The sequence below is a fragment of the Tenacibaculum sp. ZH5_bin.1 genome (assembly GCF_042865525.1).
Lineage (GTDB): Bacteria > Bacteroidota > Bacteroidia > Flavobacteriales > Flavobacteriaceae > Polaribacter > Polaribacter mesophilus.
This window is the reverse complement of the sequence record NZ_JBEGIO010000001.1, coordinates 1,647,440-1,674,004: the sequence shown is the minus strand read 5'-3', so window position 1 is coordinate 1,674,004 and position 26,565 is coordinate 1,647,440. Positions and strand designations below refer to the sequence as shown.

General features: G+C 29.1%; 26 protein-coding genes and 2 tRNA genes. 15 read left to right on the top strand and 13 right to left on the bottom strand.

Going from position 1 to position 26,565, the window contains the following annotated elements:
- Window positions 1-62 precede the first annotated feature (62 nt).
- Window positions 63-1,148: an HmuY family protein gene (locus ABHQ57_RS07775; RefSeq protein WP_167713536.1), complete on the bottom strand. Its 1,086-nt coding sequence runs from the start codon at window positions 1,146-1,148 to the stop codon at window positions 63-65.
- 11 nt (window positions 1,149-1,159) lie between these two features.
- Window positions 1,160-3,301: a TonB-dependent siderophore receptor gene (locus tag ABHQ57_RS07770; RefSeq protein ID WP_073181189.1), complete on the bottom strand. Its 2,142-nt coding sequence runs from the start codon at window positions 3,299-3,301 to the stop codon at window positions 1,160-1,162.
- 94 nt (window positions 3,302-3,395) lie between these two features.
- Between ABHQ57_RS07770 and ABHQ57_RS07765 the strand changes: the two genes are divergently transcribed.
- From ABHQ57_RS07765 to ABHQ57_RS07720, 10 genes are all read left to right on the top strand, one after another.
- Window positions 3,396-4,298 (top strand): DUF6607 family protein, encoded by a 903-nt coding sequence (locus tag ABHQ57_RS07765; RefSeq protein ID WP_389863105.1) that lies wholly within the window; start codon window positions 3,396-3,398, stop codon window positions 4,296-4,298.
- Window positions 4,299-4,379: 81 nt separating this feature from the next.
- Complete coding sequence (locus ABHQ57_RS07760; protein WP_159492420.1) at window positions 4,380-6,803, top strand: TonB-dependent receptor; 2,424 nt, start codon at window positions 4,380-4,382, stop codon at window positions 6,801-6,803.
- A 6-nt stretch (window positions 6,804-6,809) separates the two neighbouring features.
- A complete protein-coding gene (locus ABHQ57_RS07755; RefSeq protein ID WP_159492422.1) occupies window positions 6,810-8,303 on the top strand; it encodes an ankyrin repeat domain-containing protein in 1,494 nt (497 codons plus the stop codon).
- Window positions 8,304-8,412: 109 nt separating this feature from the next.
- A complete protein-coding gene (locus ABHQ57_RS07750; RefSeq protein WP_371875267.1) occupies window positions 8,413-8,844 on the top strand; it encodes a DUF2271 domain-containing protein in 432 nt (143 codons plus the stop codon).
- Between the two features lie 27 nt (window positions 8,845-8,871).
- Window positions 8,872-11,049, top strand: a complete 2,178-nt coding sequence (locus ABHQ57_RS07745) for a PepSY domain-containing protein (RefSeq protein ID WP_196781610.1) — start codon at window positions 8,872-8,874, stop codon at window positions 11,047-11,049.
- A 213-nt stretch (window positions 11,050-11,262) separates the two neighbouring features.
- Window positions 11,263-11,478 carry a hypothetical protein gene (locus ABHQ57_RS07740; protein ID WP_047789227.1) on the top strand — a complete coding sequence of 72 codons (216 nt, stop codon included), beginning with the start codon at window positions 11,263-11,265 and terminating at the stop codon, window positions 11,476-11,478.
- 32 nt (window positions 11,479-11,510) lie between these two features.
- Window positions 11,511-12,605, top strand: coding sequence for a hypothetical protein (locus ABHQ57_RS07735; protein WP_167713535.1), 1,095 nt, complete (start codon window positions 11,511-11,513; stop codon window positions 12,603-12,605).
- 110 nt (window positions 12,606-12,715) lie between these two features.
- Complete coding sequence (locus tag ABHQ57_RS07730; protein WP_389863098.1) at window positions 12,716-14,782, top strand: histidine kinase; 2,067 nt, start codon at window positions 12,716-12,718, stop codon at window positions 14,780-14,782.
- Window positions 14,783-14,785: 3 nt separating this feature from the next.
- Window positions 14,786-15,535 carry a LytTR family DNA-binding domain-containing protein gene (locus ABHQ57_RS07725; protein ID WP_159492430.1) on the top strand — a complete coding sequence of 250 codons (750 nt, stop codon included), beginning with the start codon at window positions 14,786-14,788 and terminating at the stop codon, window positions 15,533-15,535.
- Window positions 15,536-15,620: 85 nt separating this feature from the next.
- Window positions 15,621-16,178 (top strand): YqgE/AlgH family protein, encoded by a 558-nt coding sequence (locus ABHQ57_RS07720; RefSeq protein WP_073181203.1) that lies wholly within the window; start codon window positions 15,621-15,623, stop codon window positions 16,176-16,178.
- A gap of 2 nt (window positions 16,179-16,180) precedes the next feature.
- Here ABHQ57_RS07720 and ABHQ57_RS07715 read toward each other — a convergent pair whose 3' ends face one another.
- Window positions 16,181-17,011 (bottom strand): aminotransferase class IV, encoded by an 831-nt coding sequence (locus ABHQ57_RS07715; RefSeq protein WP_047789232.1) that lies wholly within the window; start codon window positions 17,009-17,011, stop codon window positions 16,181-16,183.
- Between the two features lie 103 nt (window positions 17,012-17,114).
- Window positions 17,115-17,498 carry an START-like domain-containing protein gene (locus tag ABHQ57_RS07710; RefSeq protein WP_047789233.1) on the bottom strand — a complete coding sequence of 128 codons (384 nt, stop codon included), beginning with the start codon at window positions 17,496-17,498 and terminating at the stop codon, window positions 17,115-17,117.
- Between the two features lie 104 nt (window positions 17,499-17,602).
- On the opposite strand from ABHQ57_RS07710, the gene ABHQ57_RS07705 reads away from it, so the two are divergent.
- A tRNA-Met gene (locus tag ABHQ57_RS07705) sits at window positions 17,603-17,676 on the top strand.
- A gap of 37 nt (window positions 17,677-17,713) precedes the next feature.
- Here the strand turns inward: ABHQ57_RS07705 and ABHQ57_RS07700 are convergent.
- Entirely contained in the window at window positions 17,714-18,145 is a 432-nt protein-coding gene (locus ABHQ57_RS07700) for a GNAT family N-acetyltransferase (protein WP_047789234.1), read from the bottom strand.
- Window positions 18,146-18,174: 29 nt separating this feature from the next.
- Here ABHQ57_RS07700 and ABHQ57_RS07695 point away from each other — a divergent pair, with 29 nt between their 5' ends.
- Window positions 18,175-18,621, top strand: coding sequence for a GNAT family N-acetyltransferase (locus ABHQ57_RS07695; RefSeq protein ID WP_047789235.1), 447 nt, complete (start codon window positions 18,175-18,177; stop codon window positions 18,619-18,621).
- 599 nt (window positions 18,622-19,220) lie between these two features.
- On the opposite strand, the gene ABHQ57_RS07690 is transcribed toward ABHQ57_RS07695, so the two are convergent.
- The 6 genes from ABHQ57_RS07690 to ABHQ57_RS07665 form a co-directional block, all read right to left on the bottom strand.
- A complete protein-coding gene (locus tag ABHQ57_RS07690) occupies window positions 19,221-20,237 on the bottom strand; it encodes an AraC family transcriptional regulator (RefSeq protein WP_047789236.1) in 1,017 nt (338 codons plus the stop codon).
- Between the two features lie 40 nt (window positions 20,238-20,277).
- Window positions 20,278-20,400, bottom strand: a complete 123-nt coding sequence (locus ABHQ57_RS07685) for a hypothetical protein (RefSeq protein WP_255724871.1) — start codon at window positions 20,398-20,400, stop codon at window positions 20,278-20,280.
- Window positions 20,401-20,588: 188 nt separating this feature from the next.
- Window positions 20,589-20,960, bottom strand: a complete 372-nt coding sequence (locus ABHQ57_RS07680; protein WP_047789237.1) for a hypothetical protein — start codon at window positions 20,958-20,960, stop codon at window positions 20,589-20,591.
- Between the two features lie 111 nt (window positions 20,961-21,071).
- Window positions 21,072-23,222: an ATP-binding protein gene (locus tag ABHQ57_RS07675; RefSeq protein ID WP_073181212.1), complete on the bottom strand. Its 2,151-nt coding sequence runs from the start codon at window positions 23,220-23,222 to the stop codon at window positions 21,072-21,074.
- Between the two features lie 2 nt (window positions 23,223-23,224).
- Window positions 23,225-23,671 carry a response regulator gene (locus tag ABHQ57_RS07670; RefSeq protein ID WP_047789238.1) on the bottom strand — a complete coding sequence of 149 codons (447 nt, stop codon included), beginning with the start codon at window positions 23,669-23,671 and terminating at the stop codon, window positions 23,225-23,227.
- 17 nt (window positions 23,672-23,688) lie between these two features.
- A complete protein-coding gene (locus ABHQ57_RS07665; protein WP_047789239.1) occupies window positions 23,689-24,231 on the bottom strand; it encodes an AraC family transcriptional regulator in 543 nt (180 codons plus the stop codon).
- 270 nt (window positions 24,232-24,501) lie between these two features.
- On the opposite strand from ABHQ57_RS07665, the gene ABHQ57_RS07660 reads away from it, so the two are divergent.
- On the top strand, window positions 24,502-24,924 hold the full coding sequence (locus tag ABHQ57_RS07660; RefSeq protein WP_073181214.1) for a pyridoxamine 5'-phosphate oxidase family protein: 423 nt from the start codon (window positions 24,502-24,504) through the stop codon (window positions 24,922-24,924).
- Window positions 24,925-25,006: 82 nt separating this feature from the next.
- On the opposite strand, the gene ABHQ57_RS07655 is transcribed toward ABHQ57_RS07660, so the two are convergent.
- A complete protein-coding gene (locus ABHQ57_RS07655; RefSeq protein WP_053056682.1) occupies window positions 25,007-25,486 on the bottom strand; it encodes a hypothetical protein in 480 nt (159 codons plus the stop codon).
- Window positions 25,487-25,553: 67 nt separating this feature from the next.
- Window positions 25,554-25,928, bottom strand: coding sequence for an arsenate reductase family protein (locus tag ABHQ57_RS07650; RefSeq protein WP_047789241.1), 375 nt, complete (start codon window positions 25,926-25,928; stop codon window positions 25,554-25,556).
- 143 nt (window positions 25,929-26,071) lie between these two features.
- On the opposite strand from ABHQ57_RS07650, the gene ABHQ57_RS07645 reads away from it, so the two are divergent.
- A complete protein-coding gene (locus ABHQ57_RS07645) occupies window positions 26,072-26,383 on the top strand; it encodes a hypothetical protein (protein WP_047789242.1) in 312 nt (103 codons plus the stop codon).
- A 103-nt stretch (window positions 26,384-26,486) separates the two neighbouring features.
- Window positions 26,487-26,559, top strand: a tRNA-Gly gene (locus tag ABHQ57_RS07640).
- Window positions 26,560-26,565 lie beyond the last annotated feature (6 nt).

Here is a 26,565-nt window from a genome sequence, read left to right as displayed (position 1 = left end):
CCCAACCTTTCGGTTAGATAGCCTTTCACAACAAAAATTAACAAAATTTAATAAATAAATCTTTACTTTAATAAGCTATATACAAACTCAGGATAACCTCTTTCTCCTGCATCATTTGTTAGTGCTAAAAGCTTTAACTTATATAAATTTCCATCAGTATCTTCTATTACATAAAAAACATTGTCTTTACGAGAAGGTAAAGAACTAGGACCTCCTCCTGCTCTCCAACTACTACCGATAGCTGTTTGAGTATTACCAAAATTTTCTACTTTTACATCTGTTAAGGTAAAATCATTATATGTATAACTTTCTTCTTCTGTATCTATCATATATCCTTTAACATTTGATTTTATATTATTTACTACAAAATCTGGAAATACATACGGACCATAACCAGGTAATAAGTTTGTAAAAATTGTAAAGTTTAAGTCCCAGTTTTCTTTCATTGGCTCAACATTTACTTTAGCTCCTGTATTAAAGCTAAAGAATGTAAAGTGATACCCTTCTGTTTTTGTTATTACAATTTCTTTATGCGTAGTAGCATCTAAATCTGCATACTGTAAAACATAAGCATCTCCTTCTTTTAAAACTCTAATTTTTTTCCAACCTCTTTCATCTCCATTTGCAGAGTAGCTACCTATAGCTGGTTTATCTGTTGCTACTTCATAACCAAGGTTTACTAAATATACTTTATTATTAGCCTCTGTTACTTCAATTTCAGCAATTGCCGTTTTTGTTATATCTCCACTAGGATGATCAACAAAAGGAGCACTTTCATCAGTATATGTATTCGTTCTTACTAAAGGCTGTAAATCTTTTACTTCTTGGGTTGAAGAGCTAACAGCATCTATATCTGTTGTAGATAATTTAGCAGCCGCCATAGATATTGAACCATTAATAACAACTCTAAACTCACTTCCAGAATAAAATCCTAAATCCCAAGAGTCTCTCTTTATCTCTGTTGTTGTATTCGTACTTAAGTCAATATATACTTGATTTGGTTGATTAGGCCCACCTACTCCTGGACTTACTTCTGCTCCTTCTATTACCACTTTTATTGGTTCAGATGGTAAATCATTATCACTTCCACAACTAATGAAAGAGTACATAGTTGTTAATAATATGAGTGTGAAAAATTTGTTTTTCATTGTTATTAATTTTAAAATTTAATATTATATAATAGTTTTAAATAGTATGAACGACCATAGCCTAACAATAGAGAATTATTGTTTGTTGAATGTGCGCCTGTTGTAGCTGCGTTACTTACATTAACACTGGTAACATCAAATAAATTTCTGGCTCCTATTGTAGCTTGTAGTTTTTTGTTTAAAAATGATTTTTGCACAGAAGCATCCAACCAATTATAAGCTTGCGTAGTTGTTTTTGTGAAAGTTGAGTTTTTATTTTCATCTGTACCTGAAGCTATATAATTTTGTTGTTCTCCGTTATGCTTTAATAATAAAGTTATTATTGTATCCCATTTTTTTATTTTATAGCTAGCACTCGTAGTTAATTGAAAGGAATACAAAAAGTCATTTTGTGCATTTATTTCATTGTTAGCTACCTGAGCTATTCCTTGTAAATTAGCTCCTAAATTAAAAGACCAGTTATTTGCTTTTATTGTATTTCTTGAAGAGACTCCCCATAGTTTATAAGCATCAACGTTTATGTATTGATATTGTAGAGGTGACGAATTAACAATTGCTAAATCTATTTTATCTTCCAGATTTAAATAGTCTATTTTTAAACTATTTAACAATGCTATATTAGAATCGTCAAACCAACTTCTTTTCTTTAAATTAATTGAAGCAGAATATCCACTTTCTGGATTTAAATTTTCATTTCCTCTTACGTCATGATTAGAGTCAACAAAATAATAATATAGCTCTTGAAAACTTGGAGTTCTATACGAAGTACCTATATTACCTCTAAGTTCAAATCCATTTTTAAATAAATAACGAGCACTTAAGGAGCTTTGTAATTTAGAATGAAATAAAGAATTGTATTCATACCTTAAGCCAGGACGAACCATTAAGGCATCTGAAAATTTTACTTCAGAAGAACCAAATAAAGCATAGTTACCCTGAGTACGTGTTTTATCTTGTTGAGTAACCTCACCAGAGGCCTGCGTATCGAATCCTTCTATATAACGAGCTTCATAACCTAACTGAAAATTATGACGATTACTTTTTATAAAGTTTGAAATAGTACCTTTTGAAAAGAAAACATTGCTTGATTGATATACTTTATCTTCCTCATTTGTTTTATTTCCAGATAAAATAAAATAAGTAAACTTATTTAAACGTCGTTTTTGTGTTTGATAAGAAGCTGAGAAGGAATAAGGGCTCCCCGATGCTAAAACCCCATTTAAATTAATATTATTTACAAATCTCTCTGTTTTGAAAACACGATCTAACGCAAACGGATTACTAGTTTGTGAGTCTACATCAATATTGTCATCAACTTTTGGATTATAAAAATTTACATTATCATTGTAGTAATTGAATTTATAACTCAAATTAAGTTGATCTTTTTTATAATTCAAAAAACCAGTGGCATTTATCTGCTCTTTCGGCAACCAACTATAACCTCTTAGTAAATCATTCTTATAATAATCCCTCCCTTTTCTATCATCTAAAAAACCTGTAAAATCTGTTCTATTAAAACTCACTCTACCAAACCAGTTTTCAGAAAAATTATGAGCCACATTAACACTCTGTATATGTTTACCCTCATTAAATAAAGCATACTCATTACTTACAGTTTCTTCTTGTATTGCCGCTTGAATGTTCCATTTATTTTGAGATGATTTTTTTGTTATAATATTAATTACTCCCGATACCGAATTAGCTCCGTACTCTACTCCCATGGCTCCTTCAACCAATTCTATACGCTCAACATCATCTAAATTTATTTGAGTTAAATCAATGTTATTTCCAATTCCGTTATCACTAACTAACGGAACGTTATCTATCAAAATATTAAAGTATTGAGAATCTAAACCAAACATTGAAATAGTTGATTTACCTGACTGAGAATTTGGTATAACTGTTAAGTTTAGTTTAAAGTTTAATACATCCGCTAAATTATTAGCTGCTTGACTTTCTATTTGTTTTTTATCTATGATAGTTACATTATATACCGATTTTTTTATCGATTTAGGATTATACTGCCCTGTTACAACAACCTCTTCCAATTTATTATAATGAGTACTATCACGTCTTACCTCTTCTTTTTCTTGAGAAAAGACTTGACATGCTAAAAGCATCAATAAAAAAACCACTTTGTTATTTAGAAACATTCTTAATAATTTTCTGCAAATATATTCTTTATTTTTAACCAATCTAAATAAAAGTTATATTTTTGTCAAAAAATAAATTCAAACAAAACTCACGATGAAAAAAATATTTTTAGGTGGTTTATTAATACTATCTGCACTTACAATTAACGCTCAAAACAAGAAGAAAAAAGATAGAGCAGCTATAAAAAAAATGTGTGGTTGTTATGAAGTTACTTTCAACTTTGCTGAAACATTTAACTTTAGTAAAGACTCTCTATACAAACCTTCCAAAACAAAAACAGATAAAGCTTTAGAGTGGGCAGGTTTAATTGTTGACGAAAATGATAAAATTTCAATTCAACACTTACTACAGGTAGGAAATCCTGCAAATCCTCATATTGTAAAACATTGGAGACAAGATTGGTTGTACGAAAACACTGATTTTTATATGTTCAATGGAAATAACAATTGGCTTTATAAAAACAAACCAAAATCAGAAGTAAAAAAACAGTGGACACAAAAAGTATATCAAGTAGACGATAGTCCACGATACGAAGGCTCTGGTACTTGGGTACATGTAGACGGAAAAAGTTACTGGGAAAATACTACAGATGCTCCTTTACCAAGAAGAGAATATACCAAAAGAAGCGATTATAATGTAACTGAAAGAGGTAACCGTCATGAAATCACAAACTATGGTTGGTTACATGATCAAGATAACAGGAAAATCATAAGAGAAGAAGGTAAAAAAGATATTGTTATAGCTCATGAAAAAGGGTACAACACCTACGTAAAAGTAGATGATAATAAATGTAAAGCTGCTCAAGACTGGTGGAAAAAAAACAGTGCGAAATGGCAAAAAATTAGATCTAAATGGGATGAAGTTTATGGAAGAAACACTAACCTCTCTTTAGAAACTAAAGTAAACAATAAACCTTTATACAAGCATTTATTCTCCGAAAAAGTATCTGAAAAACAACAAATAAATGAAACAATAGAATCTTTTGTAAAAAAATAAAAACGTTTCAAAGCATTTTATAGTTATACCTAAACGAAAAATTAAATATTTTAAAACAAATCTCTCAAAGAGGAAAAAAAAATGAGAATTATTGCAACCGTACTACTTTTATGTAGTTGTATTCAAACAATGTATAGTCAAGCAACCCTACAAGGAGTTGTAAAATCAGAAAACAATGAAACTATTCCTTATGCGAATGTATTTATCAAAGGAACTAAATTAGGAACTGAAACCAATGAAAATGGTCGTTTTACTATAACAAATGTTCCAAACTCTAATCATAAGCTTATTGTAAGCGCTGTAGGATTCAATCAATCATCACAAAAAATAGTGGTAAAAGGAGACATTAAAAATTTAGTTTTTATTTTAAAATCAGACACTCAACTTGATGAAGTTGAACTTTTTGGAGCAAGAGATAAAAGAGCTGAAAAACTAGAAACACTTACTAGACTACCTTTAGCTCCTAATGAGCAATTACAAAGTATTTCAGTCTTATCACATAAACTTATCGATCAACAAAACGCTTTAACTCTAAGCGATGTTACCAAAAACGTAGCTGGTGTATATACCTTTGCCACCTACGGAAACACCAAAGAAAGTATGTCTTTAAGAGGTTTTAGAGGAATTCCTTTATTAAAAAATGGAGTTCGTATAAACTCAGATTTTAGAGGAACTGGAATTATTACCGATATGGCTGGTGTTGACAACATTCAAGTATTGAAAGGAATATCTGCTATTAGCCAAGGTTTAGGTGGTGATTTAGGTTCTGCTGGTGGTGTTATTAATGTAGTGACTAAAACTCCTAAATTTTACACAGGTGGAGAAGTTACTTTTAGAGCAGGTAGTTTCGGGAAATTACGTCCTACTTTTGACGTTTATGGACCTATTGATGCCAATAAAAAACATGCCTTTAGAATTGCTGGTTCTTATGACAAAGCAGACAGTTTTAGAGACCATGTTGGTTCTGAACGTTTTTATGTGAACCCATCATACGCTTGGAGGCCAGATGAGAAAACTACCATTACATTAGAAATGGATTACATGCATGATAGTAGAACTCCAGATCAAGGAACTCTTAACTTAGGAACTTATGATGTAAACAACATTTATAAATTACCTAACAATAACTTTATGGGATATGATTCTGATAATGTTACTACCAAAAACCTAACCTATGCCATTAGAGCAGATAGAAAACTAACTGACAAAATAAGCATAAAAGCAGGATATTTTGTTTCTGATTTAGATATAGATACTGAAACTTCTTACGCTTTTCAAGGAGACCTTAGAAATGGTTTACCTGTTTTACCAGACAACCAACGTTATAGAGAGTATTATGCTTCTGGAAGAAAAGATAATAATAGTGTATTACAATTAGATTTGGTAGGAAAAGATATAGAAACAGGCTTCTTAAAACATACTTTTCAAATTGGTGCAGACTTTAGAACTTCTGAATTTGATAATATAGCCTATGCTACACAATATGCTTCTAACAATAAATACGCAGATATTATAGATGTGTTACAGCCTATAGATAATACACTTCCTAACGGAGTTAACATTACACGAAACCCTGCAAGAGATTCAGGATCTAGAACAGAGTCATATGGAATTACGGTACAAGATAAAATAAGCCTTACTAATTGGGCTGATGTTTTCTTAGGGTTACGTTATACTTCTATGAAAAGAACTAGAGGTAGCTTTATAGGTAGACCTTTAGATGAATCTAAAAGTGATGATGCCTTTAATCCGTTATTAGGGTTTAATTTAAAGCCTAATGAAAATATTATCATTTTTGGTTCATATGCTAGCAGCTCAGATCCTAGAACTTCTTTTTATACGGATGTTGACGGTAACGAATTAGGTACAGAACGTTGGGATCAAATAGAAACAGGGATAAAATCTACTTGGTTTAATAATGCTTTACGTTTTAATGTTACTACATTTTATACCTCAAGTAAAAATTTAAACTTACCTGTTTATGACAATGCTGGTAATAGTTTAGGTTATTATACACAAGGAGGTGATGATGTGAGAAATGGTGTAGAAGTAGAATTAATAGGTCGTATCCTTCCTAATTTAGAAGTTATAGGAGGATATTCTTATTTAGATGCTAAATACAAGGATCATGCATCATATTACTATAACTCAAGACCTATTAACACTCCAAAACATACGGCAAATTTTTGGGCACGTTATGCATTTAAAAAATCTTTAAATGGTTTATCTATCGGTGCCGGGGCTTATTACTTAGGAGAACGTCCGCACAATGTGTGGTCTAGAAACTATACGCATACAGGGGTTACTCCTGATACAAAACCATTCGATTTAAAATCGTACACTACAGTTAATGTACAGGCTTCTTACAAATTTAATGAGAAATTAAGTATTGATGTATTTGGAAATAATATCTTTGACGAAATAGGCTACAACGCCTACCGTACAAGTTATATTAACAGAATAGAGCCTGCTAGTTTTGGTTCAACATTACGTTATAAATTTTAATTTATTATGAAAAAACAACATATAATATTTGCCTTTGTACTTTTTATGAGTACAATTCAAGCGCAAACAAAAAATATATTTTTTGAAAGATCTTTTTGGCAAGAAAAACCTACTATTCAACTCGTTGAAGAAAAAATAAAAGAAGGAAATAGCGCAACAGCATTAAACCCAAATGGGTTTGATGCTGTTACCTACGCTATCTTAGCCAGTGCTCCAAATAAAGTAATCAAACATTTACTTACTAAAAAAGGAAATGATGTTAACAAGATAACACACGATAAAAGAACTTATGTTTTTTGGGCTGCCTATAAAAACAATGTTGAAATTATGAAGCATTTGATAGCCAATAATGCTCGTATGGATTTAAAAGACTCTCATCAATTATCTCCGTTAACTTTTGCGGCGAATGCAGGGCAAACAAATAAAGAAATTTATGAACTTTGTATTCAAAACGGAATTGATATAAAAACAGATGTTGACGAGCACGGGGCTAATGCTTTATTATTAGTACTACCAAGCTTAAAAGATTTATCGTTTGTGGACTACCTTACTTCAAAAGGGTTGAGCGTACATAATGTTGACAAAGATGGTAATGGTGCTTTTAACTACGCTGCTAAAAAAGGTAATAAAGAAATTTTAACTCTTTTAATAAAAAAAGGATTGCCTTATAAAAACCTAAATAAAAAAGGAGGTAATGCTATGTTATTAGCTACTCAAGGTTCTCGTAGCGGTTATAATTCTTTGGAGTTTTTTAAATATTTAGAAAGTTTAGGTATCAAACCAAACATAACTAATAATGATGGAAAAACACCGCTTCATAATTTAGCTCGTGGTAACAAAGATTTAAATACCTTTAACTACTTCCTTGATAAAGGTGTAAATGCTAATCAAATTGACGATAACGGTAACACTCCTTTAATTATCGCAGCTAGTAGAAACTCTTTAGAAATTGTTCAGTTATTATCAGAAAAAACAAAGAATATTAATCACACTAATAAAAAAGGACATTCAGCACTTACGTATGCTGTTGAATACAACTCAGAAGCTGTGGTAGATTATTTAGTAAAAAACGAGGCTGATATTCAAATAAAAGATGATAAAGGAAACTCTTTAGCTTATTATTTAGTTAAAAGTTATCATCCTAAAAAAGTGAACGATTTTAATGAAAAAATGAGTCTTTTAGCCAATAACGGATTAAACTTAACACAACTTCAAGCCAATAAAAATACATTGTTTCATATTGCTGTAGAAAAAAACAACATCGATTTACTTAAAAAAATCAACACTTTAAAAATTGATGTGAATGCAAAAAACAATGAAGGTTTAACCCCACTACATTTAGCTGTTATGCAAGCTAATAATACTGATGTAATTAAATATTTATTAAGCATTGGAGCTAAAAAATCAATTACTACTGATTTTGATGAAACGGTACACGATTTAGCTAAGGAAAATGAAATTTTAAACAGGAAAAATATAGATATTAACTTTTTAAAATAAACTTATGTACCAAGTCGTGTGTAAATACAATTACACACGATTTGGTATTAAAATAAATCAATAAAAAATGAAAAAAATCATAGCTCTTTTTATTACTGTATTCACAATAATGGCTTTTAACATAAATGATAGTGCCACATATAAATGTATGATTCAGATGAAAAATTATACTGGTGAAGGTGCATATATTGCTATTTCATTATTAAACCCTAATGGAAAATACGAACAAACATTATACGTTCAAGGTGATGATGAAGAGTGGTACTCTGACATTACCGAGTGGTGGAAATTCCAAGGTAAGGTTCGTACAGATATTGACGCTATCACAGGAGCAACAATTAGTGGAGGTAACAGAGCGATTACCGTATTAAAAATTGACAACGATAAAATTGATAAAGGATATAAAATCAGATTTGAATCGGCTGTAGAAGATCAAGAATACTACAAAGACGATGTAGAGTTTGAATTAACTACCAACAACCTTAAAGGTAAATTTGAAGGAAATGGATTTATTCGTTACATCCGTTTAATGCCTCAGTAATTTTATCAATAGAAATAGCTAACAAAAATGACCACTTCTATATGGAGATATAGCCACTTAACATTGGCTATATCTTCTTTTCTTTTTTTACTTGTTGCTTCATTAACAGGTATTATTTTAGCTTTTGAACCTATTTCAAAACAGCTTTCAGACTATAGTATTTCTAACACAAAAGAAATTACACTTGCTCAAACAATTTCTGTACTGCAAAAACAATATGACGAAGTAATTTCTATCACTATTGATGAGAATGATTTTGTATCAGCTTCGGTAGTTACCAAAGAAGGAAAAAGTGACACATTTTATGTAAACCCAAACACAGGTGAAAAATTAGGTGATATCGAAAAAAAGAAACCAATTTTTCAGTTTGCCACGAGCTTACACAGATCTTTATTTTTGAAGTCTACAGGAAGATTTATTGTTGGCTTTATTTCTTTTTTACTTTGCTTAATTGCTATCACAGGACTCATTCTAATTACTAAACGACAAGGAGGCTTTAAAAAGCTTTTTTCTAAAATTGTAAAGGAAAATTTTGAACAGTATTACCATATTATTATTGGTCGCTACACGCTTATCCCTATCATTATCATCACATTAACAGGTGTATATTTATCGTTAGATAGGTTTTCTGTTTTACCTGTGGAAAAAATTAATCACTCTTATGATTTTTCTTTAGCTTCTTCAAAAGAAAAAATAACACTTCTTGAATTTCCAGTATTTAAAAACACTACTTTGAATGAAGTAAAAAGTGTTGAGTTCCCTTTTTCTGAAGATGAGGAGGATTACTTTTTTGTGAAACTAACCGATAGTGAACTAATCATTCATCAATATACAGGAACCATCATTAGTAAAGAAAATCTTTCGTTAACCAGCATACTTTTAAATTGGAGTTTGTTATTACATACAGGAAACGGAACTATTGTATGGTCAATTATATTGTTACTTTCTTCAATATCTATCCTGTTTTTTATCTATTCAGGCTTTGCAATGACTTTCAGCAGAACACAAAAAAGATCGTTACCTAAAAATAAAACTAAGAAAGACAATGCTGAAATTATCATATTAGTAGGCTCAGAAACAAACAATACTTACTCTTTTGCCTCATCTTTATACAATGCTTTAATTAAAAACGGTAAAACCGTTTTCATCGATATTTTAAACAATTATGCTTCGTATAAAAAAGCGAAACACCTAATTATATTAACTTCAACTTACGGAGAAGGTGAAGCTCCTTCTAACGCTTCTAAATTTTTACAACTAGTTCAGCAAATAGTTACACAAAACCCAATAAACTATTCTGTCATTGGTTTTGGTTCAAGAGCATATCCTCATTTTTGCCAATTTGCTATTGATATAAATAGTAAACTACAACAACTCCCAGAGTTTACACCTCTGTTACCTGTTTATAAAATTAACAACCAGTCTTTTCAAGATTTTAAAACTTGGGGACATTTATGGAGTAAAAAAACTAACATACAGTTTGAACTAACACAAGAGGTAAAAAAGCATAAAAAACAACAAACTTTCACCACAGTTTCTAAAACTGATCTAAACAACGACGATTCTTTTTTAATCCGTTTACAGCCAACAAAAAAACTTCGTTTTAACTCTGGTGACTTGTTAGCTATAACTCCTAAAGAAGACAATATTGAACGTTTATATTCTGTTGGAAAAATAGATAATGATATTGTATTAAGTATTAAAAAACATGACCTTGGAGTGTGCTCTAACTTACTTTATCAACTAGAGGGAAACGAAATAATTCAAGCAAGCATTCAACAAAATAAAGACTTCTATTTTCCTAAAAAGAAGAAAGAAGTAGTCTTAATTGCTAACGGAACAGGTATCGCCCCTTTTTTAGGAATGCTGCAACATAAAAACGGCACAAAAGCGCATCTATTCTGGGGTGGTAGAACTAAAGAGTCGCTAAGAATGTACGCTCCTTTGTTAAAAAACATAGAGAAAAATAACATTCATATTGCTTATTCTCAGGAAAAAGAAAAAGAATATGTGCAAGATTTATTACTAAAAAAAGAAACTACAATTACTACTGTTTTAAAAAACGGAGGAACTATCATGATTTGTGGTTCTATCAAAATGCTAAAAGGCGTTGAGAAGGTATTAGAACAAATAACTTCAACTAAACTAAACACATCTTTAGACTACTTTAAAAAGAAGAATCAAATTAAAACAGATTGTTATTAATAGATAAAAAACAGCTTCTCTGTTGGAATACAACCAAGATATTTAAATTACCCAATTATCAGGTTACTACTGGATAATTGGGTATATTTTTTCTACATTTAATTGCCTTTCCTATAAAAATCAACGAATTCTAATTTATCTACTACGAATTCTAATTTACTCCAAATCTACCTGTACTTCTGTGGTAATTTTGATCATATAAAAACAACAATTATGTGGTCAAACAACAATTATTCATCAGTATTAAAAATGTATTTAGAAAAATACACAAGTTTAAAATTACAAATAAACACAAGCGGATTAATCGCTTCCGTTGAAAAACAAGAAAACGGTCAGTGGATTAACGACCGAAACCTTCCTAACATCTTAAACAAACTATCAACTAGTATAAATTTAGGAAAGGATGTAACCATCATTCTACAACAATAACAGTAACTATATTAACCTTAAAACAAAAAACTATGAAACAAAACATTTTAAAAGTAGGTACAGTAATGGGATTACTACTACTAATCGGAGTATTTTCTAGTTGTGATAACACAAAAAATGACAACAAAAATCAAGAACAGGGAAACATTGCTACCACAGAGGAAACTATTGAAAAACTAGCTGTGGAATACAGAAAACCCATAGTATTTATTACAGGAAATGACAAAGGAAACAGCCATTTTTACGATAGTGCCAGAGTATATTTCAAAGAAAAAAACTACGAAATAATTAATGGCAAATATTCAGTAGAAGAAATTATTTCTTGGATGAACAACAACACTACTGAAAATCCTTACGGAGAAGTTCATATCGTAAATAACAACAACCCTTTTAGAGCAATGAACTTAGAAACTGTAGTTAATGGAGATAAAGTAACTGCTGAAACGTTACAAAAAACAATTACTAAAGGTGCATTACCTTCTGTAAAAAGTGAAGCTATTACTGATGACACTAGAATTATTTTTCATACCAATCAATTGGCAGAAAACACTGATTTAATAAACACTTTAAAAAGTGCTTTTATAACTGAAAACAAAATTCCTCAAGTAGTTGCATCACCATACTACAATGTTTTTGGAGGAGAGTTTTCTAACCATTATTTAGCTCAACCGTACTATGTATTTTATCCAACAGCAAACTCTCCTGGTAAAGTAGATTTATCAAAAGAGATCGCTAAAAAATATCCAGAAGAAAAAGAAATTGCTTGGTACGACGCTTTAAATAATGAAAGAGAGCGTTATGTGGGAGAGCCTTATACTATTCAGTATACCATTCCTGTAAATCTAGAGTTAGATTACCATAACTCTGATAACGAAATTCCTCACTTTGTAATGCAAGAAGAAATTATGGATTTTATTGCAAGCGAAGAAGCTTTAATGAAAGAAGTTGAAAAAACAAATATTCCTGTAGAGAAATTTAGATGGACCTATACTGTAAAAAACAGTCAGTTAATTATAAAAGGTAAATCTTCTGCTCTATGTGTTTTAAAACCTTTAACGAAACCTTATGGAGAGTTAGAACATGTAAAACCAGATACTAATAATAAGCGTTTATACGCTATGAAATAACTAATAATTGTTGAACAAACGTCATTACGAACCTAGGAAAACCTCATAATAAAAGTAATTACTTCAACCTCCTTCCCTTCGTAATGACGTTTTATTTAAGTACTTTTGTTATGATGAAAACCCAATATCATATTACAAAAACAGCTATGAGAAACAATTTTGTATTGAGTACTCAAAAACACTCAGTACAAAATTTTGTTTTTTTACTACTTTGCTGTTTTATCTGTGGTCTGATAAATGTTTCTGCCCAAAACCAACCTTTAAAAACCTATACAAAAAATAATGGGTTACCTAGTCTACATATAAATAGTGGCGCTCAAGATAAAACTGGTTATGTATGGTTAGCTTCTAACAACGGACTAATTCAATTTAACGGAAATGAGTTTACTACTTTTACTACAAAAAACGGACTTATTTCCAACAACGTTAATATCATTTCTTCAAAAGGAAATACTCTTTTTATAGGTACTGACAAAGGTTTAAGTATAAAAAAACATCATGGATTTACTAATTTTGAAGGCAACAATGTTAACTGCATTTTAACCGTTAAAAACCGTACTTTTTTAGGTACTAATAAAGGGATTGTTAGAGTTCGTGAAAACTATCTCTCTCCTCTTCGTACCAACTTTCAAATTGATTTAAATCAGATTAACGATATGTTATTTGATGGAAAATTTTACTGGATAGCTACTAATAAATCTTTGTGGAAGCTTGATAAGCTTATCAATCCTAAAGTTTTAAAAAGAATTGATGTAAATAATTACACTTCTCTTTTAATTAACGAAAAAACGATAATTGCTACCACTTATAACAAAGGGCTTAAATTCATTAAAAATAACGAAGTAGAAACACAAAGCATCACTGCACAAAATGTTATTGAAATTAAAAAAATTAATAATCAATTTTGGATTATCTCTGAGGATAATGGTATTGAAGTACTAGATGCTAATTTTAATTTCGTTAAAAATATTAATAAATATAACAGCTTAACTACCAATAAAATTACCAGTACCTTTCAAGACAACGAAAATAACACTTGGGTTTCTACAAAAGATAAAGGAGTTTACTTTATTAAAAGTGACAAACCAATACAAAAAAAGCCTTCCATTTCTTTTGAAAATATTGAGGTAGTTTTTACTCCTATAGATAGCATTAACATCAATAACTACGCTAAAACTCTAAAACTCCCTGCAGATAAAAACCATATCTCTTTTTATTACAAAACAATAAATATTAGTAACTCTAATAAATTGGAGTATCGCTATACGCTCAACAATCAAACCAGTCCTTGGAGTACTAAAAGCGCTATTGACTTAGCTTATCTTTCTCCAGGAAACTATACATTTTCAGCTCAATCAAGAATTGGAAAAATAGAAAGCACTCCTATTGAGTTTAATTTTTATATTGATACTCCTATCTATAAAAAAAGTTGGTTTATTTGGTCTATCATTGGAGTAACCTGCATAATTTTAACACTCATTGTTTGGTCATATATCAGAAGAATTCAAGCTAAAAATAAAGCTAAAGTTGCAAAGTTAGAACTGGAAAATCATTTGATATCTCTAGAGCAAAAAGCCTTACAACTTCAAATGAATCCGCATTTTATTTTTAATGTTTTAAATGGAATTAAGGCATTGGGTAACTCAGGGAAATCAGTTGAATTAAATACAACCATTAGTAAATTTGCTACACTTTTACGTGGTGTTTTACACAATTCTAGACAAGAAGAAATTAGCTTAGCTGAAGAAATTACCACACTAAAAAATTATATTGAGCTAGAACAGCAAATAAACTCAAATACCTTTGAATATTCAATAACCACAAATCTTTCTATTGAACCTGAAGAAATTCTAATTCCACCAATGCTAATACAACCTTTTGTTGAAAACAGTATAAAACACGGAATCTCTTTTGTAGAAAATGGAAAAATTACGATCAGTTTTTCTATAAAAAATGATCTTTTACATTGTGAAATAATAGATAACGGTATTGGTGTTCATCAATCAAAAGAACTTAAAAAAGTTAGCTCACATAAATCCGTAGCTTTAAAAGTTACGCAAGAACGAATTCGAAACCTGTCAAAAAAGGGAGCTTTTTCCATTATTGAATTATATAATGAAGGAAAAGTAACAGGAACTAAGGTACTATTTGAAATTCCTTTAAAAACTGATTTTTAAAACATGAAAAAACTTTCTGCAATTTTAGTAGACGATATGTCAACAGCTTTAGAAATGTTACAAAACGATCTCATTCAATTTCATCCAGAAATTGAAATTATTGGTACTGCTAAAAGTGTGGTTGAAGCTTCAAAAGTTTTACGAAAGCAACAACCAGATATTTTATTTTTAGATATTATGCTGGGAGACGGTACTGGTTTTGATGTTTTAGAAATTCATCCAAACCTATCCTCAAAAATTATTTTTGTTACTGCAAGCGACGAGTATGCCATTAAAGCTTTTAAATTTGCTGCTATTGATTATGTATTAAAACCATATTCAAACGAAGATTTAGCAAGTGCAATTAATAAAGCAAAAAATCAAATTAAACCCGATAAAGAACAGCTAACAGTACTACAGCAATCCATTTCAAAACCAAATCAACGTCCTAAAAAGATCTCATTAAACACTTCTGACAAAATTATGGTGGTAAATTTAGACGATATTGTTCGTTGTCAGTCCGATAATAATTACACAGAGTTTTTTATGAATGATGGACAAAAAATATTAGTTGGAAAAACCTTAAAGCACTTTGCTGACATGTTGAAGGAATACGATTTTTTACGAGTTCACCAAAGTCATCTAATTAATATTCAATTCATTAAGGAATTCATAAAATCTGATGGAGGATATTTAGTTTTAAAAAACAAAACAACTGTTCCTGTTTCAGTTCGTAAAAAAAATGAAGTCATTAATGTTTTAGAAAGAATGTAGCCCTTATTTTTTTATGGTTTTTTAACACTTTTGTTAAAGTTTTATTAAAATTTTATTTACCTTAGTGTTTATAAACTATAAAAATATGGTTGCATTTAAGCCGAAAAAAGGTAGGTTATTAATTGCTGAACCAGCAATTTTAAATGATAGCTCTTTTAAAAGAACTATTGTATTACTTACTGAACATAATGAAAAAAGCTCTGTGGGTTTTATTTTAAACAGACCTTTAGACTATGTACTTAGCGATTTAGTTTCTGAAATAGACTGTGACTTTACAGTCTACCAAGGTGGACCTGTAGAACAGGATAATTTATATTTTATCCACAAAGCTCCACATTTACTACCTAACAGTATTGAGGTCGCAAACGGTATTTATTGGGGAGGAAATTTTGACCTGTTAAAAGAGTTATTAAATAATAAACAATTAAAATCTACTGATATTCGTTTCTTTTTAGGTTATTCTGGTTGGGGAGCAAACCAATTGGAAGAGGAACTATTAATGAACTCTTGGTTTATAGCAGAGAATGACTATGAAAATATTTTAACTGCGAACGATAGAGACTTTTGGAAAAACAAGTTACTACAAAGAGGAGGCAAATATAAAATTTGGGCTAACGCTCCTAGCGACATTCAAATGAACTAACCTTAGCTAGTTACTATGGCTAGTTTTAAGCTACTTTTAATTTTATTAGTTATCACTGTTGAAAACTCTTTTTTACGATAATTGGTAACTGGCTGAATTCCTACAATAGCATTGGTTATAAAAACCTCGTCTGCTTTTTGAATCTCAAAAGGAGAAATAGTTGTTTCATCTATTGTGTATTCTCCGTGTTTCTCAATAATTTCAATTACTTTTTTTCTAATAATTCCTTTGATACAGCCTTCAGTTAAGGCAGGAGTTTTTATTGTGTTTCCTTTTACTACAAAGATGTTTCCATTAATAGTTTCAACGACTCCCTTACGCTCATTTAGTAAAATACAGTTATCTAAATCGTTTTCTTCTGCAAAAACGGCTGCTAATGTATTTAACATTCTATTTGTTGTTTTTATTGTTGAAAGCAATCCTGAATAGTTATAAAAATCTTTAAAAACATCCATTCTATAAGTCTCTTTCTCTACATTTTCTATTGGAGCTCCTTCAATAATATAATCTATTTCATTTGTAACGGGTGCATATAAGCCACCATCTTTTCTAAAAACAGTTAATCGTACCCTATAAGTAGAAAATTCAGGTAATTGTTTTGTTACTTTAAGGATTTCTTCTTGTAAAAACTCAAGGGTAAACCTCATAGGTATCTTCATACGAAGCATTCTCATTGATGCCATTAATCTAAAGTAGTGATCTTCTACAAAAACAACTTTACCATTTAATACTTTAATTGTTTCAAAAATAGCATCGCCATACTTAAAAGCCCTATTCTTTGTTGAAATTTGCACTTCGTTATCAGAAACCAAAGTTCCATTAAAGTTTACCATTTCCTAAAATTTTAATTGCAAACTTACAATTTAGGTAAATATTAGCCATAAAAAACTCGACAAAATTGCCGAGTTTTTTTAAATACTTATTAATTATAATATGTTAAGCTCCTATTGTATGTTTTAACTCTTCTATTTGGTTTTGCCAAAGCATTTTTGCTTCCTCTACATCATCTTCATCATCTGCAAAATCTGTAACAATTACAGCAACATCTTTTGTTAATGGGTCTACTTGAATTCTGAATTCAAAATAACTATCATCACCCTCACTTTCAGTCCATTTAAACTTAATACGTTCATCTGCTTTTTTTGTTATTATTTTTGCTTCTTCTTCAGAATCATCCCAAATAAAGGTAATCAGTTTTCCTCGTGAATTAACTCTATCTGCAAACCACTCTTCTAATCCTGCTGGTGTTGCGAAGTATTGATATAACATACTTGGAGATGCATGAATAGGAAACTCTAATTCAAATTTAACTTTGCTCATTTATTTTTTTGTTTGAGTGCCAATATAGATAATTATTTTTAAAAAAAAAATTTAAATGTTTGTTGCTTAAAACCAAAAAGTAATTATATTTGCACCCGCAATCAGGCGAGGTAGCTCAGTTGGTTAGAGCGCAGGATTCATAACCCTGAGGTCGGCAGTTCAAATCTGCTCCTCGCTACAAAACCCAAATCTTTTGATTTGGGTTTTTTTTTTATTTATACTTTACTGTACATTTTAAAATGAACACCTACCTTTTGCACCTTAAACTTCTCACCTATAATTACGAAATCTAAATTTTCATAAAACCCTACTGCTTCTTCTCTTGCATTACACCACAGAACGTCTATGCTTTTAGTTTTTAAAATGCTTTTTGCCTCTTCTAGTAGCAACTTTCCCGCCCCCATACCTCTAACTTCTGGCAAAGTAGCCATTCCTCTTAATTGATATTGCAATCCTTTAATAGCTTCTGTTTTATTTTGAATAAAAGAAGCTACACCTACCAACTTAGTTTTGTAAAAAGCTCCTAAATGAAATGTACTTCCATACTCATCTTCTTTAAACTTATAAGGTAAATCTATATTATTACGCAAAACCGTTAATCTAATATTATAAGTTTCTTGAGCTGATATATTTTTTATTTTTATCATCTAAAATTTCTTTAATCCAAAAATACAGAATGAATATAAAATTTAACCTCATTAGTAAAGAAGATATTCTTATTATCCTTCCTCTTTTACATAAAGTTAACACCACAACACCACATGATATTTTAAAAAACAGAGTGATAGAAATGGTAGCATACCCTAACTACGAATGTATAGGTGTTTATGACAACAACAAGCTTATAGGTATTTGCGGGCTTTGGTATAGTACTAGGCACTATATTGGTAAAAGTGTAGAGCCAGATCATGTAGTTATACATGAAACTTATAGAGGTAAAAGTGTTGGAAAACAGCTTTTCAAGTGGATATACAATTACACTAAATCTAAAGGGTGCGAGGCAGTTGAATTAAACACGTACACTGCTAATAGGAAGTCTCATAAATTTTATTACAACGAAGGTTTTGAAATTTATGGTTTCCATTTTTTAAAAGTTTTACGAGATGATAAAAACTTTTATTAAAGCCACAAAAATTACAATTTCTTATTTTTTAAAAGTATTATTCTTTTTATTCTATTATTCATTAAATTCTAAATATCTTTGTAATACTTAAGAGACGTCTTAAGTTCTTTTTCATAGCAATTTTCCCACTCAATATTTTGAGTGGGTTCTTTTTTATAATTTATACTACAATTTTATTTTTCTCTATTTTTAATAATTTTGCTCACATGTATAAAGTTTTAATAGATACATTATTCTTAATATTCTCTTTCTTTTTTATCAGAAAAGGTTCAAGTTTTCTTATAAATAGATCAAGAAACTTCCATAAAAAACATAAAACAACTCTAGCTGATAAAGACAAATTATTTAATTTTTTCCAATTCTTTTTCTATATCCTTTCATGGGGTACTATTATTTTAATCTTTATTATTTGGGTCAAGTTTCTTTATTCTTAATAATCTATAAATTTTAAACACAGTATAATCGATATTCTATTTATTATTTATTAACCCCCAACATGAACTATCTTTTAAAATAAAAGATAGTTCACTTAAAAGTTTGAGTATAAAAACAAAAAGAGGCTACATGTAGCCTCTTTTTGTCAAAAAAAATGAAATATATTATGCTGTTGCAGCTAACTTAATTCTAGATTTGTATTCTGTAGGAGTGCAATTGTATTTTTGTTTAAATATCTTACAAAAGTAACTTCTACTAGAAAATCCTACAGAATAAACTATTTGTGATATGTTTAAATCACTATTTTTTATTAATTCTTCTGATTTTTTTACTCTTTCTGTCCTTATAAAATCATTCACAGTTGTATTATGCATTAATTTAAATCCTTCTTGAAGCTTTGAGGAAGTTACTCCTGTTTTTTTACATAAATCTTCTATAGTAGTTGCTCTTTCTGGATAATTTTTTATGTACGTAGAAATTTCTTTTATCTCTTGCATTTCTCTTAACGTTAAACTCCCTGTAGGTTGTTTAGAATTCTTCAAATCTCTTTTGTACTGTTGTATTTCTAGAGCTAAAACCATATGTACTATACCTTCAATTAGTAAACTACGCATTACCCCATCTTCTTTTATCTTCGTTACTTGCTCTATTTTTTCTGCTATTTTTAAATTATGAGAACTAATAAAAACATTATTTTCTTTTTTATTTTTTACAAAAGTTTCAAACAACTCTTGATGAACTGTATTTTTTTTAACTGAAGCTGTTAATTCGTAAGCTGTTATAAGAGTAACAATTACATTTGTTTCTTTTTTAAAGTAAATGGTATTTTTAGACGATGTTATGTTTGACATAAAACCTATCTGAAACGGCTCTAATGTTGTTTTTTTGTTTTTCTTAGTAAACTGATGCGCTATTTTACCTTTACTACAATAAGCTATATTTACTGCTTTACTAATATTTGTATTTATATTTAGGGCTATATCTTCATTAAAAGTAACATTAAACTCTAAATATGAAATGTTATTTTTTAGTAAAACACCTCTCACTTCACCATAACCAATTTCATTATCAAAGGTTAAGCAATGCTCTTTGAAACATTTTTTATATGAAGCTGATAATTGCTCTTTCAATTGACCAAACGTTTTTACTATTGAACTGCTATTTATGTGAAGTGTTTTCATGTCTACTCTTTTTAGGTTAATAAATTAGTTTTTCTTTATTCTAACATTTTTTCTTTTTTGGTGTTTTTGCTTGTGAAGCTAAGTTTTGTAAATATTCTGTTTTAGCTACTATCTTACCTACTTTAGCATTTAACCCTTGCTTATCATATACTCTAGTCTTCATTATATTTCGTTATTAATTACATTACAAAAATGCAACCAATACACGCATTCTTCGTTACATAATTTTTGCTTTGTTTTATATAATTTTTAGAAACAATTAAAACACGTGTAATCATTGATGTTAAGATTGTTTTTAACAAAAAAAAGATCTCTATGTAGAGATCTTTTTTTATCATTATTTATAATTTATTATCGTTTACAGTTTGCACTCCACGACTTCCCATCTTTGGCCATCTTTATATTTAAAGAACTTTCATCTATTACAATAAGACTAGCCTCATCCCAATCTAACTCAAACTTATTTTCACCTTTTTCTATTTCTAAACCACTAATTGATGGTATGTCGTCAGAAAAAATAAAATTGTATGTATCTCCTGTTTTAGCTACTGTAACACTTCCATTTTCTGCCGAAATTGAGTTTTCTCCATTATCATAAGAAACACTTCCTTCATATGTACCTACAAATAAATCATTATCTTTTGGATCATCACTTTCACTACATGCTGTAACCGTTAATAAAACTACTCCTAAAATGCTTAATAATTTGATTAAATTCTTCATGTTTTTCTTGTTTTTAAATTATACTACAAAGATGCAGTGTATCTAAAAACCGTGTGTTATATAATTTTTACTTTGTGTTATATAATCTTTAGAATTCATTAAAAACTTAAACTATGCTGGTAAATATATTGTAAATACAGCACCACTACCTTTTATTCCTGTAGCTTGAATGTATCCTTGATGTTTTAATACAATTTTTTTACAAATAGCTAATCCTATACCTGTTCCAGAATATTCATGCTTTAGATGTAAACGTTGGAACATTTCAAAGATTTTATCTCTCATATTATTGTCAAAACCTATACCATTATCTATTACTTTAATTAAATAATATGTTTGATGATTTTTTACGAAAGGCTCATCAATATCAATAGCTTCAATTTTTTTAGAAGTTATGGTTACTTTTAGATCCTTTTCTTTATTACGATACTTAATTGCATTAGATATTAAATTGTTAAATAACTGATTTAACTGAAATTCTATCCCTTTTACAGCAGGCAATTCTGTATACTCTAAAACAGCATTAGCTTCTTCTATAGTTAATGACAAGTCATCTATTACATCTTGTAGTACATTATTTAAATTTACTAATGACAAATCGTCTTCTTTTCTATTTATTCTAGAAAAAGACAATAAATTATTTATTAATGTACGCATTCTTAAACTAGCGCTATTAGCCCTTTCAATATACTGTTTGTTTTTTTCTGATAACTCATCATCATTTGTGAGCCTTGACAGGTACATTTGTACTTTTCTTAATGGTTCTTGTAAATCATGACTTGCAATACGATTAAAAGATTCTAACTCTACGTTTTGATGTACTAATTCAGCATTTTTTTGTTGCAACTGCAATTCTGTTTCTACCTGTTTAGTTACATCTTGAATTATCCCAATCATCGTTATTTTGTTGTCATGTTCATTAAATGCTCCGTTTGTATACAAATGTTTTATTACATTTTCTTTCGTTATTACTCTAAAAATAAATTCAACCGCCTGCTCTTTTTGATAAGCTTCGTTTATATTCTTATCATAAAGCTCTAAATCATCTGGATGTACAAACTCCCTAAACTTTACAGAAGAAGAAGCGAACTCTTGTGGTTTATATCCTAAAATCCTATAAACATTATCTGACAAAATAGTATGGTCTACTTTCATAAACCATATATAACTCCCCATCTCAGCTATTTTCTCTGCTTCTTTTAATAAATCATTACTTAATTTTAATTCATGATTTAATTTAGATAAGTCTTTCTCATATTTTCTTGATTTTGATATATCTGATATAATCACTTTTATATCATCTTGAGAAGGGAAAAAACGTCTTAAATATGTTGTTTTTTCTTCATCTACATCAATTTCAGAAACTTCTTCTATTGATTTCTGTAAGGAAAAGGAATCTATTAATTTTTGTAATTCTCCTGATACTTTTAACTCAGGATAAACTTCAGTAACCAGCCTACCCAACAGTTCTTTACTATTGTAACCATATATTTCTTTCGCACTACTTGCATATTCAATTTTAAAGTCTATTACCTCTTTATTATTATCATAAACAGGAGTATAAACTCTAACTATATCAGTAGAAGCATTTAAAATACTTTTTAAAAGTGAGTTTGTTTTAAAGTACAACTTACGACTCACAAACAATCTATATAAAGAAAACAATAATAAAAGTAATGCAAAAGCAGACGATATAACCATCATCCTAATAACTGATTCATTCTTCTCTTCACGATAAGTTACTAGTTTAGAAATATCTTCTTTCTGTTGTTCTAAAATATGTTTTTTTATAGAGTCTATTTTATGTAAAGAAGAGTTTATTCCTAAAATTTTCTTCTTTTTTATACTATTTCTTAAAGAACTAAAGGTAGTATCTAACTCTACTAAATTACCAAATAGTTTATTTTGTTCTTCCGCTATTTTATTAATACGCTCTAACTGTTTAGGCTTATTTCTAAAATCAAATAACAAACCTTGAATACTTATATATATATCGTTATTTATAGTATACCATTTATCTGGGTCTAATTTTCTTCTTAAAATAGCCGCTTCTAAATGCTCGGTTTGCATTAATTTATATTTTTTTGAAAGCTCCTCTAGCTTTATATATTCATCATAATTAATTTTTGAAGAGTCTGTAGCATTTTGAAAGTCTTGAAAAAAAACATAAGACACTATAAAGACTACAAGTAACATACCTATAGCTATAGATGAAGTAACAACATAAGCTTTATTTGATTGAGTAAAACTATTTTCAAACATAGCTAAATTCTTAATAAAAAGTTATCTTTATTTAAATTTGAAGTTTGGTACTGCCAATTAATTTGCAGCACTTTTTTTATAACTTTCTTTAATTCTTTAAAAGATGTAGGTTTGTTTATGTATATATTAGCTCCATTAACAAACGCCTCTTCAATATCTTCTTCTGAAGAAGATGTTGAGTATATAGCTACTATTATACTTTGTAATTTTGGAGTTTTACGAATATCTATTAAGCATTCCATACCATTTTTAATAGGCATATTCAAGTCTAAAAAAATTAAATTAGGAAGCTCTTTACAATCATTACACAAATAACTCATTAAATCTTGTCCATGGTTAAATGTTTTTAGCTCTGAGGCAATATTTATCTCCTCAATAGCATCTTCAAAAAACATACGATCATCTATATCATCGTCTGTTAAAATAATTTTTAATTTATCTTTAGCCATAATTAACTAATACCTGATTATTGGTTACGTTTTTCCACTATACGTTTAAAAGTAGAAGTGGTAAGTCCAGTTACTTTTTTAAACTGCCCTGACAAATGAGCGACACTACTATAGTTTAATCTATAGGCTATTTCAGTTAATGTTAAATTACTATTTAACAATAATTCTTTAACTACATCTACTTTTCTTAAAATTATGTAGTTTTCTATTGAGGTGTGGTTTGATTCAGAAAACAAGTTAGATAAATAAGCATACGAATAATTTAACTTATCAGACAAATAATCAGAAGCATTCATCCTTGCTGCTGCTTCATCTTTCAACATCTCATCAATAATTATTTTTATTCGCTGAACAACATCTAACTTTTCATCGTTAGTAATATCTATTTTAAAAGGAGCTAATAATTCTTTTATTTTTTCTTTTTCATTTAAAGAAAGTTCCTTTTCAAAAACTACTTCTTGAGAGCTTGTTACATAAAAGGGCAAGCTTAACTCTTTTAAATGATACGTTAAAAAAGATTTTAAAGCTGTGTTAGCATCAAATTTTAAATAAATTTTCATGTCAATTTACATTATTAAATACTACTCTTCCCTCCAAACAATCAAAAGTAGTTTTTTTTAAACTTTTACAAAGCCTCTTAAATGATTATTTTACTTTTTATTTTTTAATGTAAAGTTAAAATGAACTTAAAAAACAATTTAAATTAATAAAGTATCTACTAAAAAACACTTAACATAATATTATATAAGCTCTTTTTTTTTCTTTTTGAGTTAAAAAAAAACTATACTTTCCTCAACTTTGTACATAATAATTTTATAAAGATTAGACAGATGAAAAAAAATGATTTAGTAGATAAAAATGCTATTGAAAGAATTCAGTCTATCCTAATAAACACCCCAACATGCATGTTAATTAGTTCGTTAAGTAAACCAAACCCTTCGATTTGCCCTATGACTGTTAAAACAATTGACAATGATGGAGCTTTGTGGTTTTTATCAGATAAAGAATCTGAACACTATAAAAACATTGAAAAAGATAATGACTTACTCTTAACTTTTACTAATAACACAGACAAACAATATTTATCAATCAGAGGTAAGGGCATTCATTACGAATCAAAAGGAATTATAGATAAGTTACTCTCACAACAAGACTTAAAAAATAACAACCTTCACACCATTATTATCCTTAAAGTTATTATAAACAGTGCATACTACTGGGATGTAAATTTGAAAAAATCTGTAACCATTTAAAAAGTTTTTATAATTATCACAAATAAAAAAAGCAGTTCGTTGTGAACTGCTTTTTTAGGATGGATCATTTGTAAAATGTATATTAACTATTTAATTCATCAGCTAATTTATCAAAAGCATTCTCTACATCATCATAAGCTTTCTCAAACCCTTTTTTCACATCATCCCAAGTATCTTCAGAACTATTCTTTAATTTTTCCATGCTTGCTTTAAGTTTTGTTCTTTTATTTTTTAAAGAAGCTAACAATTCTTGACGCTCTTTCTTTACACTTTCACTTGCATCATTATAACTATCACTTACATTTTTCTCTAATTTATCAATCTCAGCATCTAATTTATCTATTCCTTTGTTAATTGATTTTGTCACCTCACTTTTCTTTTCAAAAGTATAATCACCTAGGTCAGAAAAACTCTCTTCAATTTCATCCATTCCTTCTTCTACGCTCGCTTCCACTTCATCCATTTTTTCTTTTACCTGTTCTTTTTTTTCTTTTTTGTTTTCACAAGAAACCATTACAACTGCTGTTAATAATGTTGCTAAAATTAATTTTGATATTTTCATAATTATTCAGTTTAAATTTATACCTACTCTCTTAAAGGGTTTTCGGCTTACTCCCTAAAATTATTTTCTAATTATCTAACACATTCATCATATCAGTTTTTTCTTTAATTCTCAAAGCTTTATCTGCATTAACAACAATAGGAACCTGTAACAAACTAGGTTTGCTATTTATTAATTTCAACCAGTCTGTCTCATCAAAGCTCGTTACATCTCCTACATTCTCAGCATTTGAGTGCTTAGGTGAAAACAACTCTCCTAATGTTACATTTAACATAGCAGCTATTTCTAACCATATTGTATCTGAAATTTTTTCTTTACAAATATTTATAATCTGTAGCTTTTTATCTACGGCAGAAGCATAAGCTAACATTTCTTTACTAAAACTGGATTCACAGGAGTAAATAAATAATAATTGCCTTTTATGTTTTGCTAACACAGTCATTAATTTAGTTTATTAATTTATTACAAAATTAGTTTCATATGGTTTTATAAATTAACTTAAATAGATTAATATTTAACTCATATAAGTTAATCTTGTTCTTTTTGATTCTATACTTTTGAATGTAACTTTAATACTCATACACTATGAATAACAATTCTAAACATGAAATAAATAAAATTGAATATTATAAAAACAAAGGATACACTGCTAGTTATCATCTTATTAATAATAAATTAATTGACGTAGATACTAAAAAAGAATATACCGTTAAAGACGTTACTATTGATGAAGAGTATAGGTATGAAGGTTATTCTAACCCTGCTGATTTAAGTATTCTTTATATATTAACAATGCACGACGGAACAAAAGGCACTATTTTAGCTGCTTATGGCCCAAGTGCTAATATTGAATTAACTTCTTTTTTAAATAAGTGTTCTTCTAAAAAAAATACTTAACTCATTATCTGACACTTATAAAAAGTGTGCTTTTTTTTTCATTTTTTTACAAAAAAGTCTTTGTAAATAACAAAAGCAGTATTATATTTGCAACCGCTTTACTGCGGGAGTAGCTCAGTTGGTAGAGCGTCAGCCTTCCAAGCTGAATGTCGCCAGTTCGAACCTGGTCTCCCGCTCAAATT